This is a genomic window from Streptomyces sp. NEAU-YJ-81 (assembly GCF_017592595.1).
GTDB lineage: Bacteria > Actinomycetota > Actinomycetes > Streptomycetales > Streptomycetaceae > Streptomyces > Streptomyces hygroscopicus_B.
In genome coordinates this window covers 816,001-831,444 of the sequence record NZ_JAGFNO010000001.1, presented here as the reverse complement: position 1 = coordinate 831,444, position 15,444 = coordinate 816,001, and the positions used below count along the sequence as shown (strand labels likewise).

General features: G+C 70.6%; 12 protein-coding genes. 5 read left to right on the top strand and 7 right to left on the bottom strand.

What is annotated here, in order from left to right; translation table 11 throughout:
• Positions 1-2: 2 nt before the first annotated feature.
• From J5X86_RS03750 to mshD, 4 genes are all read right to left on the bottom strand, one after another.
• Positions 3-452: an NUDIX hydrolase gene (locus J5X86_RS03750; RefSeq protein WP_208515338.1), complete on the bottom strand. Its 450-nt coding sequence runs from the start codon at positions 450-452 to the stop codon at positions 3-5.
• A 124-nt stretch (positions 453-576) separates the two neighbouring features.
• Positions 577-2,271: a CHAD domain-containing protein gene (locus J5X86_RS03745; RefSeq protein ID WP_374229224.1), complete on the bottom strand. Its 1,695-nt coding sequence runs from the start codon at positions 2,269-2,271 to the stop codon at positions 577-579.
• Positions 2,272-2,341: 70 nt separating this feature from the next.
• Positions 2,342-4,591: an RNA degradosome polyphosphate kinase gene (locus J5X86_RS03740; protein WP_208515337.1), complete on the bottom strand. Its 2,250-nt coding sequence runs from the start codon at positions 4,589-4,591 to the stop codon at positions 2,342-2,344.
• A gap of 233 nt (positions 4,592-4,824) precedes the next feature.
• Entirely contained in the window at positions 4,825-5,757 is a 933-nt protein-coding gene (gene mshD / locus J5X86_RS03735; RefSeq protein WP_208515336.1) for a mycothiol synthase, read from the bottom strand.
• Between the two features lie 385 nt (positions 5,758-6,142).
• Between mshD and J5X86_RS03730 the strand changes: the two genes are divergently transcribed.
• Complete coding sequence (locus J5X86_RS03730) at positions 6,143-7,963, top strand: bifunctional UDP-sugar hydrolase/5'-nucleotidase (RefSeq protein WP_208515335.1); 1,821 nt, start codon at positions 6,143-6,145, stop codon at positions 7,961-7,963.
• Positions 7,964-8,018: 55 nt separating this feature from the next.
• Here J5X86_RS03730 and J5X86_RS03725 read toward each other — a convergent pair whose 3' ends face one another.
• The 3 genes from J5X86_RS03725 to J5X86_RS03715 all read right to left on the bottom strand — a co-directional run bounded on the left by J5X86_RS03725 (position 8,019) and on the right by J5X86_RS03715 (position 10,597).
• Positions 8,019-9,203 carry a macrolide family glycosyltransferase gene (locus J5X86_RS03725; RefSeq protein WP_208515334.1) on the bottom strand — a complete coding sequence of 395 codons (1,185 nt, stop codon included), beginning with the start codon at positions 9,201-9,203 and terminating at the stop codon, positions 8,019-8,021.
• Between the two features lie 268 nt (positions 9,204-9,471).
• Positions 9,472-9,855: a DUF397 domain-containing protein gene (locus tag J5X86_RS51890; RefSeq protein WP_279595139.1), complete on the bottom strand. Its 384-nt coding sequence runs from the start codon at positions 9,853-9,855 to the stop codon at positions 9,472-9,474.
• Positions 9,743-10,597, bottom strand: a complete 855-nt coding sequence (locus tag J5X86_RS03715) for a helix-turn-helix transcriptional regulator (protein ID WP_208515332.1) — start codon at positions 10,595-10,597, stop codon at positions 9,743-9,745. Before J5X86_RS03715 ends, J5X86_RS51890 begins: the two co-directional genes overlap by 113 nt.
• Before the next feature lie 129 nt (positions 10,598-10,726).
• On the opposite strand from J5X86_RS03715, the gene J5X86_RS03710 reads away from it, so the two are divergent.
• The 4 genes from J5X86_RS03710 to J5X86_RS03695 all read left to right on the top strand — a co-directional run bounded on the left by J5X86_RS03710 (position 10,727) and on the right by J5X86_RS03695 (position 15,399).
• Positions 10,727-11,218 carry an ATP-binding protein gene (locus tag J5X86_RS03710; RefSeq protein WP_208515331.1) on the top strand — a complete coding sequence of 164 codons (492 nt, stop codon included), beginning with the start codon at positions 10,727-10,729 and terminating at the stop codon, positions 11,216-11,218.
• Between the two features lie 83 nt (positions 11,219-11,301).
• Positions 11,302-12,207, top strand: coding sequence for a hypothetical protein (locus J5X86_RS03705; RefSeq protein WP_208515330.1), 906 nt, complete (start codon positions 11,302-11,304; stop codon positions 12,205-12,207).
• 5 nt (positions 12,208-12,212) lie between these two features.
• Positions 12,213-12,488: a hypothetical protein gene (locus J5X86_RS03700; protein ID WP_208515329.1), complete on the top strand. Its 276-nt coding sequence runs from the start codon at positions 12,213-12,215 to the stop codon at positions 12,486-12,488.
• Positions 12,489-12,930: 442 nt separating this feature from the next.
• Positions 12,931-15,399 carry an NACHT domain-containing NTPase gene (locus tag J5X86_RS03695; RefSeq protein WP_208515328.1) on the top strand — a complete coding sequence of 823 codons (2,469 nt, stop codon included), beginning with the start codon at positions 12,931-12,933 and terminating at the stop codon, positions 15,397-15,399.
• The last annotated feature ends 45 nt before the right edge of the window (positions 15,400-15,444 follow it).

Genomic DNA, 15,444 nt, shown 5'->3' with positions numbered 1-15,444 from the left:
GTTCAGGACGGCCGCAGGGCGTGCAGCAGCGCGTCGATGAGGGTGCGGTCGTGGTCGTAGGAGAGGCGGCGGCGGGCCGCGTCCAGGGGCAGCCAGAGCAGGCGGTCGACCTCGCGGTTGGGCACGAAGATCTCGTCGTCGACGGCCTCCGCCGCCCAGTAGCGGACCTCCTTGGGGCGGCCCTTGGCCATGTAGTGGACGGTGGGCAGCACCGCCCCCGGGGCGCAGCCCATACCGGTCTCCTCGACGACCTCGCGCACCGCGCCGTGCAGCGCGTCCTCGCCGGGCTTCAGCTTGCCCTTGGGGTGGGACCAGTCGTCGTAGCGGGGGCGGTGGACGAGGGCGATCTCCAGCCCGCCGCCGTGCGGGGACCGTCGCCACAGCACACAGCCCGCCGCCAGGACCGTCCCGGTGTCCGCTCCCCCGTCACCACGGGAATCTGACCGGTTCATCCGCCGTCTCCCTCCCCGGTCTCCGATGTCCGATGTCCGCCGCATTCTTCGTGCGTATGCGTCGTGCCTGTGTTGTTGTCGCCGGGCCGCTCGCGTCGGCGCCGCTCGCCCCGGGCGTACGCCGTCAGGAGGCTCTGGTGGCCACGCGCCGCCAGATCCGGCCGAACGCGAAGCGGGCCGCCTCGACCTCATGCCGCTGATCGGCGTGGAGCACGCCCAGGGCGTACGCCGTCGCCGGGGCGATCCGGGGCGTACGGGCGGCTGCCGCCGCGGCGGCGGCGGCCTCGGCCGCGTCGCGGTGGCGCTCCAGCGCCTGTCCGGCGGCCAGCAGCCGTACGGACAGCGGCGGCTCGGCATCCACGGGGCCGGACCCACCCGGCCCGGACCCACCAGGCCTGCCTGCCCAGTCCGGCTGCTGCCACACCTGGTCGAGCACCTCCAGGGCGTACCGCCGCAGCCGCAGCAGATGGCGCACCTGGTGCCAGGGTGCGTCCTGGCGCTCGCTGGCGGGCGGGGCGTCCGCCGCCGAGGTCGCGGCCAGGCCGTGGACCAGCGCCTCCGCGTTGTACGGATGTCCGGCGCGGATCAGCGGCAGTGCCTCCACCGCCTCGGCCAGCCGCCGGTTCGCCAGTTCGGCGAGCGGCGGCAGCACCTGCCCGGCGGGGCGGGCGGCGTTGGCCTCGTCGAGCGGGGCGTCGGAGGCGAGCAGCGCGACGGTGTCGGCGACCGCGTGGAAGCGGGAGGAGCCGAGCGCCTCCAGGGCCGCGGTGTGGGCCCTGGTCCGGGCCAGGGTGAGCTGGCGCTCCAGCAGCGCTCCGGCGCGGGCCGCGCCCACGGTCAGCGCACCGCCGCGGGCCTCCTCCTCGGCACCGGCGCGCTGATGGGCAGCGCCCGGCTGGCCGGGCCGGTCGGCCTTCTCGCCCTTGGCGCCCCGGCCGTTCTTGTCACCGCGCTCGCCGCGCTCACCGCGCCGCCGTCCGGCCGCCCGGCCCTCGTCCCTGGACGTCCCGGCCGCGCCCTCGGCGCCGCCGCCCGTATCAGCCGGACCGGGCCGCGCACCCTGCCCCCCGACAGGGCCCGCGGCTCCGCTTCCCGCCGCACCGGCGGCCAGGGAGACACTGCGGCGTGCGGCACGGGTGGAACGGGGCGGGACGGAGGCGGCAGTACCGGCAGCACCGCCCGTACCGCCGGCGCCCGCGGTGCCGGAGGGGCCGCCCGCGCCGTCGACCGCGATCGTGACCCCGCCGCGCGCGGAGCGCACCGCGCTCGTGGCATGCGCGGCGTTCGTGGCGCCCTCGGCGGGCCACTCACCGGGGCTCGCGACCTCGGCGGCCGTCCCCTCGGCCTGCGACGACCGGTCGGAGGGGCCGCCCGCGCCCGAGAGCCGGTGCAGGGCGCCGCGCAGCCGGTCCAGCCGCTCCGCGTAGGCGTGCTCCCGCGCCAGCGTGCCCGACAGCCAGGCCAGCTCGGTCCGCAGCTGATCGGACCAGGCCGTGTCGGTGAGCGGGCGGTAGACGTAGAGTGCGCCGCTGATCCGCCGCGCGGCGCGGCGCAGCAGTCGGGCGGCCTCGGCCGCGTCCTGCACATCGGAGCCGCTCTCGCGGTGCAGCCGCAGGCTGCGGAGGAAGTCCCCGGCCTGGGCGTGCAGATACGCCGACAGCACCTCACCGGCCGTCGCCGACTCCCACGAAGGTGCCGCCGCGGCCTCCGTCGCCCGGTCCTGCCCACCCCGGTCGGCCGTGCCCCGGTCCGCCGTCACACCGCGATCCGTCACACCGCGATCCGTCGCACCCCGGTCCGTCGCACCCCGGTCCGTCATGCCGTCCGCCCCTGGGCAGGGCGGGGCGGCGGCCGGATCCGCGGCGCCCGTCATCCCGGCCGGTGACAGGTCATGTCGTTGAACCACGCCGTCGCCTCCGGGCGTCGATGAGCATCTCCTGAACGTTCCGCAGCGGCTGGCCTTCGGCGTCCGTCGCATGCCGTGTCCACTCCCCGTCCGGGCCCAGATGCCAGGAGGAGGTGGAGTCGGACATCCCGGTCTCCAGCAGGCGGCTGAGGGCGGCGCGGTGGCCGGGGTCGGTGACCCGCACCAGCGCCTCGATCCGGCGGTCGAGGTTGCGGTGCATCATGTCGGCGCTGCCGATCCACACCTCCGGCTCGCCACCGTTCCCGAACGCGAATACGCGCGAATGCTCCAGGAAGCGTCCGAGGACCGAGCGGACCCGGATGTTCTCCGAGAGCCCGGGGACGCCCGGCCGCAGCGCGCAGATGCCGCGCACCCACACATCGACCGGCACTCCGGCCTGCGAGGCCCGGTAGAGGGCGTCGACGATGGCCTCGTCGACCATCGAGTTGACCTTGATCTTGACGTAGGACGGGCGCCCCGCCCGATGGTGGGTGATCTCCTTGTTGATCCGGGTGATCAGCCCGTCGCGCAGCGACTTGGGGGCGACCAGCAGCCGCCGGTAGTTCTCCCGCCGGGAGTAGCCGCTCAGCCGGTTGAAGAGGTCGGAGAGGTCCGCGCCGACCTGGGAGTTCGCCGTCAGCAGCCCCAGGTCCTCGTACAGCCGGGCGGTCTTGGGGTGGTAGTTGCCGGTGCCCACATGCGAGTAGCGGGTCAGGGTGTCGCCCTCCTGGCGGACCACCAGCGACAGCTTGCAGTGGGTCTTCAGACCGAGGAGGCCGTAGACGACGTGGCAGCCGGCCTCTTCCAGCTTGCGCGCCCACTTGATGTTGGCGTGCTCGTCGAAACGCGCCTTGATCTCCACGAGCACCAGCACCTGCTTGCCGGACTCGGCGGCGTCTATCAGCGCGTCGACGATCGGCGACTTGCCGGAGGTGCGGTAGAGCGTCTGCTTGATCGCCAGCACGTCCGGGTCGGCGGCAGCCTGCTCCAGGAACGCCTGCACGGAGGTGGAGAAGGAGTCGTACGGGTGGTGGAGGAGAACGTCCCGCTCGCGCAGCGCCGCGAAGATGTCGGGCGGGGAGGCGGACTCCACCTCGGCGAGGTCCCGGTGGGTGCCCGCCACGAACTTGGGGTACTTCAGCTCCGGCCGGTCCAGCGCGGCTATCCCGAACAGCCCGGTGAGGTCGAGCGGCCCCGGCAGCGGATAGACCTCGGCGTCCGAGATCTTCAGCTCGCGCACCAGCAGGTCCAGCACATACGGGTCGATGGACTCCTCGACCTCCAGCCGCACCGGGGGCCCGAAGCGGCGGCGCAGCAGCTCCTTCTCCAGGGCCTGCAGGAGGTTCTCGGCGTCGTCCTCCTCGACCTCGAGGTCCTCGTTGCGGGTCACCCGGAACATGTGGTGCGCGAGCACCTCCATCCCCGGGAAGAGCGCCTCCAGATGCGCCGCGATCACGTCCTCCAGCGGCACATACCGCTGCGACGACGCCTCCAGGATCCGGGAGAGCGACGGCGGGACCTTCACACGTGCGAAGTGATCATGCCCGCTCACGGGGTTGCGCACCACGACCGCGAGATTGAGCGAAAGCCCCGAGATATAGGGGAAGGGGTGTACCGGGTCCACCGCGAGCGGGGTCAGCACGGGGAAGATCTGCTGCCGGAAGAGGGTGAAGAGGCGGGACTTCTCCTTCTCGGTGAGATCCGGCCAGCGGACCAGATGGATGCCCTCCTCCGCGAGCGCCGGGGCGACGTCCTGCTGATAGCAGGCGGCGTGCCGGGCCATGAGCTCACGGGACCGGTTCCAGATCAGATCCAGCACCTCGCGCGGCTGCAGCCCGGAGGCCGAGCGGGTGGCGACCCCGGTCGCGATGCGCCGCTTGAGGCCGGCGACCCGCACCATGAAGAACTCGTCCAGGTTGCCCGCGAAGATCGCCAGGAAGTTGGCCCGCTCCAGCAGCGGGGTGGAGGGATCCTCGGCCAGCTCCAGCACCCGCTCGTTGAACGCCAGCCAGCTGCGCTCCCGATCCAGGAACCGCCCCTGCGGCAGCTCCCCGCCCGCCACATCGGGCCCGGCCCCCTCCTCGTACGAGTCCAGATCGGCGTCGAGGTCGGGGTCGAGCGACCGCACCGGTGGCGCGGCGACAGCACGCGGCCGGTGGGCCGCGATGGACCCGACCGAGGGCTGGCGCTGGGGCTGGGGGGAAACCGATGCCTGACCGCTGATGTCGCTCATGAATTCATTGTTCCGCGCCAGAGGCGAAGACGGCGTGGCGGAAGCGGGTGCGGAAACGGCACGGAGCCTCCGGTTCGACGAATTCGGCACAGCGGGCTGCATTCAGTGATGCTCGCAACCAAGGTTGAATCGCCGGTAACGGACACATGGCGCGTAGGAAATCGGGACCCATCCCCCAGGGGTCCGACCCCCTGGGGTTCCGCCCTCTTAAGCCCTCCGGGCGCGAGCCCGGCTCAGGTCTCGGTCCGGTACATCAGGTCCGTCTCATGGGTGACAAAGCCGAGCCGTTCGTAGACCGCGACCGCGGCGAAGTTGTCGGCGTCCACGTAGAGCATCGCGGTCGGCAGCCCCTGGGCCGCCAGATGCCGCAGCCCGACCGACGTGAGCGCCTTACCGAGACCGCCACCCTGCGCGTCCGGCCGCACGCCCACGACGTACACCTCCCCCAGCCGCTCCTCGGCATGCTCCTTGGTCCAGTGGAAGCCGACGATCTGCCCATCGCGCTCGGCCAGGAAGAACCCCGCCGGATCGAACCACGGCTCGCCCTTACGGTCGTCCAGGTCACGCTGGGCGAGTGAGCCCTGCTCGGGGTGGTGGGCGAAGGCCGCCGCGTTCGCCGCCAGCCAGGCGGCGTCGTCCTCACCCGGCCGGAAGGTCCTTACGGTCACGCCCTGCGGCCACGTGGGCTCCGCAAGGCCCAGCTCCGCGAGCGACCCCAGGGGCCGGCGCATCTGCCGCAGCTCCCGGAACAGCGTCAGCCCCAGCACCTGCGCCAGATGGCGCGCCGAGGCATGCCCCCCGTGCGCCCACACCCGCAGCCGCTTCCCCGATTCCCTCAGCAGGGTCACTCCCAGCGCCCGGCCATGCCCCTGCCCGCGGTGCGCCGGATGCACGACCAGCTCGGCGGCCGGGGCCTCCACCGGGTCGGTGTCCTCGAGCTGCGCGTATCCCACCAGCTCCCCGCTCGGCTCCCGCAGCACCAGATGCCGCACCCCCTCCCGCCGCCCCCGTAGCTGCAGCCGCCCCTGCTCGGACACGGCCTGCTGACCATCGGCGCGCGCGGACTCCGCGACCAGCCGCAGCACATCCTGCGCCTCGGTGGGCGCCAGCTCCTCCAGCACATCGAGCCGCCGGGCACCGGACGTCTCGTTCACCACGTCATTCATGGAGCCGAGCCTACGGCGGCCCAATTGTGCAGCAAGCTGCTGCACAATTTATTACCGGCGGGTCACCCGGCTGACCCATCCCCGTCGAGGATGTCGTCGGCGACACGCGAGAGATCCCGAGCCGGCCTAGGTGGGCGGGGCGGGCCTTGTCGGTCTTCAGCTCGATGACGACGTAGCGGTGTCTTGTCCATCAGCAGCTGGATGTGCCCCAGGGCAATTGGGCAACAGGCTGTTGCCCAATTGGCTCAGGCCACAGCCGCGGGCGAAGTCGCCCCACACCGTTGACCATCGGCTGCCAGCTCTTAACCTCCTGCCCCTGCCCCGCTACGCGCGTTGACCGTAAGCTGCGCCCCACCATCCACCACGGGGCACACAAGGGGACGACATGCCAGCGAGACCTCAACGGCGCGGGGCAGCACGCCGGTTGGCCACGGGAGTCGCGGTGCTGGCCGCCGCGGCCGGGGTGCTGACCGCCGTGGGCCCGGCGGGCGCGGACACCGCCGCCGCCTCGGACAAGCACCGGCCCGGGCGCACCGTCGACGTGCAGCTGCTGTCCTTCAACGATCTGCACGGAAACCTGGAGCCCCCGCAGGGCTCCTCGGGCACCGTCACCGAGACCCAGCCGGACGGCACCACCAAGACCATCCCGGCGGGTGGCGCCGAATACCTCGCCACCTCCCTCCGTAACGCCCGTAAGGGCCACGACTACTCCGTCACCGCCGCCGGCGGCGACATGATCGGCGCCAGCCCGCTGCTGTCCGGTCTCTTCCACGACGAGCCGACCATCGGGGCGCTCAACAAGCTGGACCTCGACGTCACCGCGGTCGGCAACCATGAATTCGACGAGGGCCGCGCCGAGCTGAGCCGGATACAGAACGGCGGCTGCCACCCCAAGGAGGGCTGCTACGCGAAGGGCAAGACCTTCCCGGGCGCCGACTTCCCCTACCTCGCCGCGAACGTCACCGACGAGAAGACCGGCAAGCCCATCCTCAAGCCGTACACCGTGTGGAAGCACAAGGGCGTGAAGATCGGCTTCATCGGGGTCACCCTCGAGGGCACCCCGGACATCGTCACCGCCGAGGGCGTCAAGGGCCTGAAGTTCCACGACGAGGTCGAGACGGTCAACAAGTACGCCAAGGAGCTGCAGCGCAAGGGCGTGAAGTCGATCGTCGCGCTCATCCACGAGGGCGGGCTGCCCGCCTCCTCCTCGTACAACGACGACTGCGACAACGGCGGTGCGGGCAAGGGCATCTCCGGCCCCATCGTCGACATCGCCAAGAACATCTCGCCCAAGGTCGACGCCCTGGTCACCGGCCACACCCACCAGGCGTACACCTGCACCATCCCGGACCCGTCCGGCACCCCGCGCACCGTGACCTCCTCGGCCTCCTTCGGCCGCCTCTACACGGACACCACGCTCACCTACGACCGCCGCACCGGCGACATCGTGCGGACGAACGTGAAGGGCGCCAACGCGGCGAACCACGTCGTCGACCGCGACCAGCCCAAGGCCCCCGACATGACCTCGCTCATCGGGCGCTGGAACAAGCTGGCCGCCCCGATCGCCAACAAGCCCATCGGCTACATCTCCGCCGACGTCAACGGCCGCGGCTCCACCGCGTACGAGACGCCCCTGGGCGACGTCATCGCCGACGGCCAGCTCGAAGCGCTCGCCCCGGCCGACAAGGGCGGCGCCCAACTCACCTTCATGAACCCCGGCGGCATCCGCTCCGACCTCGCCCACAAGGCGTCGGGCAGTGAGGGCGACGGGGTGGTGACCTACGGCGAGGCGTTCACCGTCCAGCCGTTCACCAACATGATGAACGTGATCGACCTGACCGGCTCCCAGCTCATCACCGCGCTCCAGCAGCAGGTCAGCGGCTCCAACGAGGCATCCCCGAAGATCCTCCAGGTCTCCAAGAGCCTCACCTACACCCTGGATCTGACCAAGTCCGGCAAGGACCGGATCGTCACGGACACGGTGAAGCTGAACGGTGAGCCGATCGACCCCGCCAAGACCTATCGCGTCGCGATGAACGAGTTCCTCGCGGGCGGCGGCGACGGCTTCCCGGCCTTCAAGGACGGCAAGAACAAGCTCGTCGGCGCCTCCGACCTGGACGCATTCACGGCCTACCTGGGCGCGCACTCGTCGCAGTCCTCGCCCCTGGACCCGCCGAAGGCGGACCGCATCACGATCGTGAAGTAACCGCCCGACGCCTGCCGATGGCCCGGCCGCCACAAGCGGCCGGGCCATCGTCATGTCACCGCAGCGCGTCCTCGATCAGCTCGGCGGCCCGCGCGGTGCCGCCCTCGGCCCGCACCTCGTCCCGCAGCCGCGCCGACACGCGCGCGACCTCCGGATCCGTGGTGAGCTCGGTCAGAGCGGCACGCAGCACCTCGGCCGTGGCATCCGAAGTGTCGATACGGCGGGCCACGCCCAACTCCACGAGCCGGTCGGCGTTCATCGGCTGCTCGGCACTCTGCGGTACGGCGATCATCGGCAGCCCGCAGTACAGCCCTTCGCCGCTGCTGCCCATCCCGGCATGGGTGACGAAGGCGTCGGCCTGCTCCAGGATCGCCAACTGCGGCACCCAGCGATGCACCTCGATGTTGCCCGGGATCTCCCCCAGCTCGGCCGGGTCGACGTACTTCCCGATCTGCAACACCACATGCCATCCGGGCAGCTCTCCGAAGGCCGCGACGCACTCCCGGTAGAAGCCCGGCTGCCGGGTGAAAGCCGAGCCCAGCGAGACCAGCAGCACCTTCTCCACCCCGGCGGGCCGTTCCCATCGGCCCTGCCCGGCCCGGTCCCCGAGGCATGGCCCGACGAACGTCACCACCTCCTCGTCCACTCGGTCCGCGTTCGGCTGCATGGCCCGGGGGATCACCGCGACGGCCCGCTCGGGCCGCCCGCTGAAGACGTCGGGGTCGAGCGTGGTCGCCCCGCAACCGGCCAGCCACGACGCGAACTTCTCCTGATACGCATCGGCCCCCGGCAGCGCCTTGAGCGCCGCCCCGACCTCCTCCGCGTAGCCCTCCCAGGCCACGAAGGACGGCGAGAGCTGTAGCGCCGGCCGCCCCTGCGCCTCGGCCAGGGCACGCCCGGCGTAGCCGCCGATGTCGTAGAGGTAGAGGTCGGCCGGATCGTCGTCATACGCGGCGCGCAACTGCGGCAGCGCCTGGATCGCGTCGTCCAGGAAGACGGTGCCGGCGGCGATGGGGTCCTCGGGCCAGCTGTTGTCCACGACGGGCAGCGTGGACCGGTACGGCACCAACGCGGCACCGGTGGGCTCAATGACGTGCGCGACGAAGGGATCGTTGGCGTAGGTCACCCGGTGACCGCGCGCCACGAGCTCGCGGATGACCTCGAGGCTGGGCAGTACATGGCTGATGGCGGGAATGCCGACCATCGCGATATGGGCACGGCGACGGGACGGACGTGACATGAGAGATCACTCGTTTCAGATCTACGGCGAAATGGACACGACGGCCCAGCGCACGGGCGTGGTCACCGGTGCGCCGGAGAGAGCGGCGTGTCAGCCGTAGATCTGAATAAACGAGTCCATGCGGATGACGGTACCCCGGCCGACGCCCGGCCCGCCTCCCCTTTTTCCGGCCTCAGCGAGCGGTAAGTGCCCGCTCAGTGCCCGATCGTAGGGTCGCCCAGGCGACGGGCCGTCTGTTCTCCCTCCCTCTCCGACGGGCCGTCGCCCCCTACGCCCTGCCGTCCTGAATGCGGTCGAAGGCGCCGTCCTTGGCGCCACGTATGAAGGCGCGCAGTGAGGCACGCGTGGTGCTCAGGATGACGCCGGGGTCGTCGCTCTCCCTGAGCAGCACGGCGCGGTCGCTCGCGGCGACGTTCACGCAGTTGCTCGCGTCCCCACTCTCGGAAGACTTCCGCCACTCAGCAGCGACGTTGATGCAGTTGGACGAGTTAGCGCTGTAAGACGACTTCCGCCACTGATACCCGGACACACTTCTCCCTTCACATCGCACGCAAGACGCCGCAGATGAAGTCCCGCGACTCTCGCGGCTTGAGGGCAGTCGTCTCCATGCGATGGACGACAGCCCTGTATCTGGCCAACTCAGCCTCAGCATCGATGAACTGGCACCCCCACGCCAGATCGAGTTGCACCGTATCCAGTTGTGACACGGGACCGATGACATAGTCGAGCGACTGCCCTGCACCAGGGAAGGTCCCACCGCCGCCGAACGGAATCACCTGGATGGTGACGTTATCCATCTCGCTCATCGCCAACAGGTGTTTCAACTGCCCTCGAACCGTGTCTACGCCACCGAACTCCATCCTCAGAGCGGCCTCGTGGATGATCGCGGTGTACGGCACCGACCTGCCGCCGTGGAGGATCGCCTGGCGCTTCATTCGGTGCGACAGTCGATACTCGATCTCGTACGCCCGGAGCGGCGGAGCTGCCTCTCGGATCACCGCACGGGCGTGGTCCACGGTTTGCAGCAGACCCGGAATGTGGATGACGACTGCGACGCGCAACCCATGAGCCTGGTGTTCCAGCTCCGCCAAATCCGCGAAGCTCGCCGGGAGGTGTTCCCGGTACTCGTCCCACCAACCCCGGGTGCGGCCGCCCGTCATGTCGGCCAGTGCGTCCAGTAGATCGCCCTCCCCACAGGCGTAGTTACGGGCGAAGACGCGTACGCGATCCGCGCTCACCGGGTACCGCCCGGCCTCGATGCTGCTCAGGCGAGCCTGGTTGATCCCGTGCCGAGCGGCGGCAGCGGTCGATGACAAGCCCGCGCGTTCCCGGAGCTTGCGCAGCTCCGTCCCCAGGCGTCGCTGGGTCAGGGTTGGGGTGTTGCTCGGCGGCATCCGGATCTCCCTATGTCACCCACACGAAGTCATTTAGCAGCCTTGCTGCCGTTTTCGTAGCAGGTCTACCACCGACTGCCATACGGTGTGGCCCAAGCCACCCAACTTCGCCCGACCGAGGGAGACTCCATGGCCAACGTACCGCCGTCCTCCGACCCCTGGACGTACTCCCTGCGCCTCCCCAACGACCCACGGGCGGCCAGGATCTCGCGCGTGACCCTGCGGGCCGTCCTCTCCTCCTACGGCATGGCCGAGCTGACCGACACGGCCGAACTCCTGACCTGCGAGCTGGTCACCAACGCCGTCCGCCACTCCGACGGCCCCGCCCAGCTCCGCATCCGCCACCTCTGCGAAAGCCGCCTCCGCGTCAGCATCTGGGACACCAACCCCACCATCCCCGCGCCCTTCGACGCCCCGCCCAGCCCCCTCGACCGCTTCACGGCCCTCACCGAGGCCGCCGCCAGCCTGGACGCGACCTCCGGCCGTGGCCTGCTCATCGTCCGGCTGTGCGCCGACAACTGGGGTGGCTACCCCCTCGCCGACGACCTCTTCGGCATCAGCGGCAAGCTGCTCTGGTTCGAGCTCACCCCGCAGCAGAGCACCTACGAGATCGCGGCCTGACCCTACCCAGGGCTTTCCCCCAATCGAGTGATCACCGGTCATTTGCCCCGTGCACATGCACTGATGACCCTACGTTCACACACATGGTCAGTTCGCGGCATGAGGCCGCACATCGCATCTTTCAAGAACGACCGGAGTTACTCGCTCCGGTGTTCCGCATCCTGGATCTGTCGCCGCCCGAGAAAGCGGCGGTTGAAGTGCTCACCCCGGATGCCACCGAGATACGGCCGCTGGAACGCCGCGTGGACAGCGTGCTGCGCGTCAAGCCGTTCGACGGCGACGACTTCCTCCTGGCGATCGAGGCCCAAGGGCGCTGCGACCCCGACAAGGCAGTCAACTGGGCGTACTACATGTCGTATCCGGCGGCGAAATACAAGCAACCGGCTCTGCTGCTCGTGGTCTGCCAGGACAAGGCAACCGCCGAGTGGGCGACCGGCCCCTTCCGGGTTGGCGTGGACGACTGGACGGCGCTGTCCGTACATCCACTGGTCCTGGGCCCTGGGAACGTCCCGGTGATCCTCGACCCGGACGAGGCCGCCCAGGACCTGACCCTGGCGACCTTCTCGGCCTTGACACATGGCAGCCACCAGGATGCCCCGGCCATACTGAAGGCCCTGGCTCGGGCCATGGGAACCGCCGATCCTGAGTCCGTCAGCTACTACTCGGAATTGCTGGAAATCGGCCTGGGGAGTACTACCCCAGCGGGAATCACCTGGAGGAACGAGATGAGCGTGGGTACCTACTTCCCCGGCCGTGGCACCCTCATCGAGGAGACCTTCCTGAAGGGGAAGGCAGAGGGGGCGGCAGAGGGCGAAGCCCGGGGCCGAGCCCAGGGCGTACTGCGCGTCTTGGAAAAGCGAGGGATCCCGACCCTGGCAGAGACCCGAGACCGCATCACCAACTGCACCGACCTCGACACCCTGGACCGCTGGCTCGACCGCGCCTTCGCCGTCTCCACCGCCGACGAGCTCTTCACCGAGGATGACTGACAACCATGGCCGTAGTAGGTAGCTACTTCCCCGGTCGGGGGACCCTCATCGAGCTGACCTTCCGCGATGGCCAGGCCCATGGAGAGGCGGCGGGGCTCGCCGAAGGTGTCCTGCGCATCCTCGCGCACCGGGGGATCACCGTCCGGCCCGAGACACGCCACCGCATCCGCGAGTGCCCCTACCGCAGCACCCTCAGCCACTGGCTCGACCGTGCTTTCACCGTCTCCCAGGCAGACGAGCTATTGGACGAGCTCTTCGCGGTGGAGGAGTCGGACCGGTAGTCACCGAGCGGGCCCGGACCACCCCGGGAGCCGTGCCACCGGAGTGCGGTCGCCGACGCGGCGGGAGGGGGTGGGGTCGCAGGGGTGGTGTCCTGGACGCTTTCGCATATTTGTGGCGCCAATCCCCGGCCCACTCCACGCCTCCGGGCACCGGCGCCGTAAATATGCGGTCCAGGGCGCCGCACCGGAGGCCCCGCCCCCGGCACCCACCACGAACAGCAGGCGCACCCCGCACGAGCCGCACCGTGGGCCCCGCCCCGGCACCCACCACCCAACCGACCGCGCACCCCAGCGACCACCACCCACCGCACCGCGCACCCACCCCGTGCCCCCACCCGCCCCCGGCACCCACGCCGAACCCCCACCACCCCCGGACCGTCCCCGCCTACCCTGGTGGCTTCTTCGATACGGCGAACAACAGTCACCGGGGGGACGGGGCCTCATGGATCCCGCAGCCATAGACACACTGGTCCACGAACTCTTCGTCGCCAACGGGCCGGTGGACCGGCCCGTTCGCATCGCCTCTCTCGTCGCCTTCCAGGGCGACCACCGCACGCTCACCGAACGGGACCTGCCCCGGATCGCCTCCGCGCTCGTCGAAGGCGTCTCCGAAGAGATCTCCGAAGAGGTCGCCGAAGAGGTCGCCGACCAGGCGCGCTCCGCCCTCACCGACGCGCTCGCCCGCACCCTCCACGCCCTCGGCACCGTCGACCTGGACGACCTGCGGGCCGTCCGCCTCGGCCCCGAAGCCTTCGCCCGCCACCTCGCCATCGCCGCCCCCGACGCGGACGAAGAGCTGGACCCGGCGGACGCCCATACCCACGCCGCACTGCGCGAGACCGCCTGCGCCCACATCCTCCGCTTCCTCGTCCGCCGCTCCCCCTTCGTCACGGCCGCCGAGGACGCCGCGTTCGAGCGGCGCTACGCCCAGGACATCATCGCCGCCCACGACCACCTCACCATCTACGGCATCGATCTGGCCCACTCCCCCGACAGCTGGCCGCTGGACGCCGCCTATCTGAGCCTGGAGACCGAGGCCGACGGCGGAGGCCCGAGCGCCCCCGCCGAACAGGCCCTCGCCGGACGCGAAAGGGTGCTGCTGTGGGGCGTGGCGGGGTCGGGCAAGACCACGCTGGTGCAGCGGCTCGCGGTGTCCGTGGCGCGCGGTGACCTCCCGGCCCCGCTGGCGGGGCTGCGCGGGCGGGTCCCCTTCGTGCTCCCCGTGCGCCGGTTCCGCCGCGACGGCTTCCCGGAGCCGGACGCCTTCCTGTCCGCCGTCCGCTATCCGCACGCCGCCGCCCAGCCGCCGGGATGGGCCGAGCGGGTGCTGTCCCACGGGCGCGGGCTGCTGCTCGTGGACGGGGTGGACGAGGCCCCGGAGGGGGAGCGTGAGCGGCTGCGGGAGGCGCTGCGCGAGCTTCCGGCGCGCTATCCGGGAAATATCTGGCTGGTCACCTCGCGCCCCTCGGCCGTACGGGAGAACTGGCTGGCCTCGGAGCGCTTCACCGAGCTGAAACTCTCCCCGCTCAGCCGCGAGGGGGTCACCGCGTTCATCCGGCGCTGGCATGCGGCCGCCCGCCAGGACATCACCGACCGTGCCGATCTGGACCGGCTGAGTGGTTACGAGGAAACGCTGCTGGACGCCGTAAGGATTACCCGGGACCTCGGCCGGCTGGCCACCAATCCACTGATGTGCGGTCTGCTGTGCGCGCTGCACCGGGACCGCCGCGGCTATCTGCCGCGCGGCCGGAAAGCCCTCTATGACGCGGCCCTTTCCATGCTGCTGGAACGGCGCGACCGCGAGCGCGCCATGCTGCCGCCGGAGGGAATCGACCTCCCCCAGGAACCGAAGATCCAGCTGCTGCAGAAGCTGGCGCACTGGATGCTCGTCAACGGCCGGTCCGAAATGGACCGGACCACCGCCGTCGAGACGCTCGGCCGGCACCTCCCGGCCATTCCGCACGCGGCGCGGCAGGGCGGGCCGGAGGAGATCTACCGACATCTGCTCAACCGGACCGGTCTATTGCGCGAGCCCACACCCGGTTCGGTCGATTTCGTGCACCGAACGTTCCAGGACTATCTCAGCGCGAGAGCGGTCGTCGAACGGCACGATTTCGACTTCCTGATCGACCACGCACACCTGGACGACTGGGAAGAAGTGATCAGAATGTCGGTCGCTCTCGCCCGCCCCGATGAATGCGGCTACCTCCTGGAGGGGCTGCTGGCGGCCCGTAAAGACGCCCGGCCGGTCCATGCCCGCCATCGCAAACTCCTGGCGGCCGCATGTCTGGAACACGCGACGGAGCTGGACCCCGAGGTGCGTTCCCGGGTGCATCGCTATACCCGCGATCTGGTACGCCCGACCTCGCTGGAAGCGGCCCGCGCGCTGGGCTGGATCGGGCCTATCGTGCTGGAAATGCTGCCCGATCCCAGCGGCGTATCCGATGAGGAAGCCCATCGGCTGGCCGTCACCGCCACCTCGATAGCCGACGACCGCGCCATCGACTATCTGGTCCGGCTGCGGAACCGCGCCTCCTGGGCGGTACGGGCGCAGCTCGCGGGCGCCTGGCGGCGATATGACACCGATCGTTACGCCGAGGAAATCATCGGCCATCTCGATGAGCGGGAACTCGACTTTCCGGTGTCGGACCTGGAGGAACTGCGGGCCCTGCGCCGGCTCGGCGGCCGCCCCTGCGTCCAGATAGCCGGTGCGCTCACCCCGGACCAGCTCGCCGAGGGCCTGGTGGCGGAGCGGCTGACCGAGCTGTGGCTCGCCTACGACCTGGGCGCGGACCTGGACCTGAGCTGGCTGGCCGCCTTCCCCCGGCTGCACACTCTGCGGCTGAGCCACCGCAACACGGGGGTGACCGGGGTCCCGGAGGGCGTCCAGGTCATCGTGGCGGGCGCGTAAGGAAGAACCGGCGGGCCGTGCCCCGCAACAGGCCCACAGAAGCCC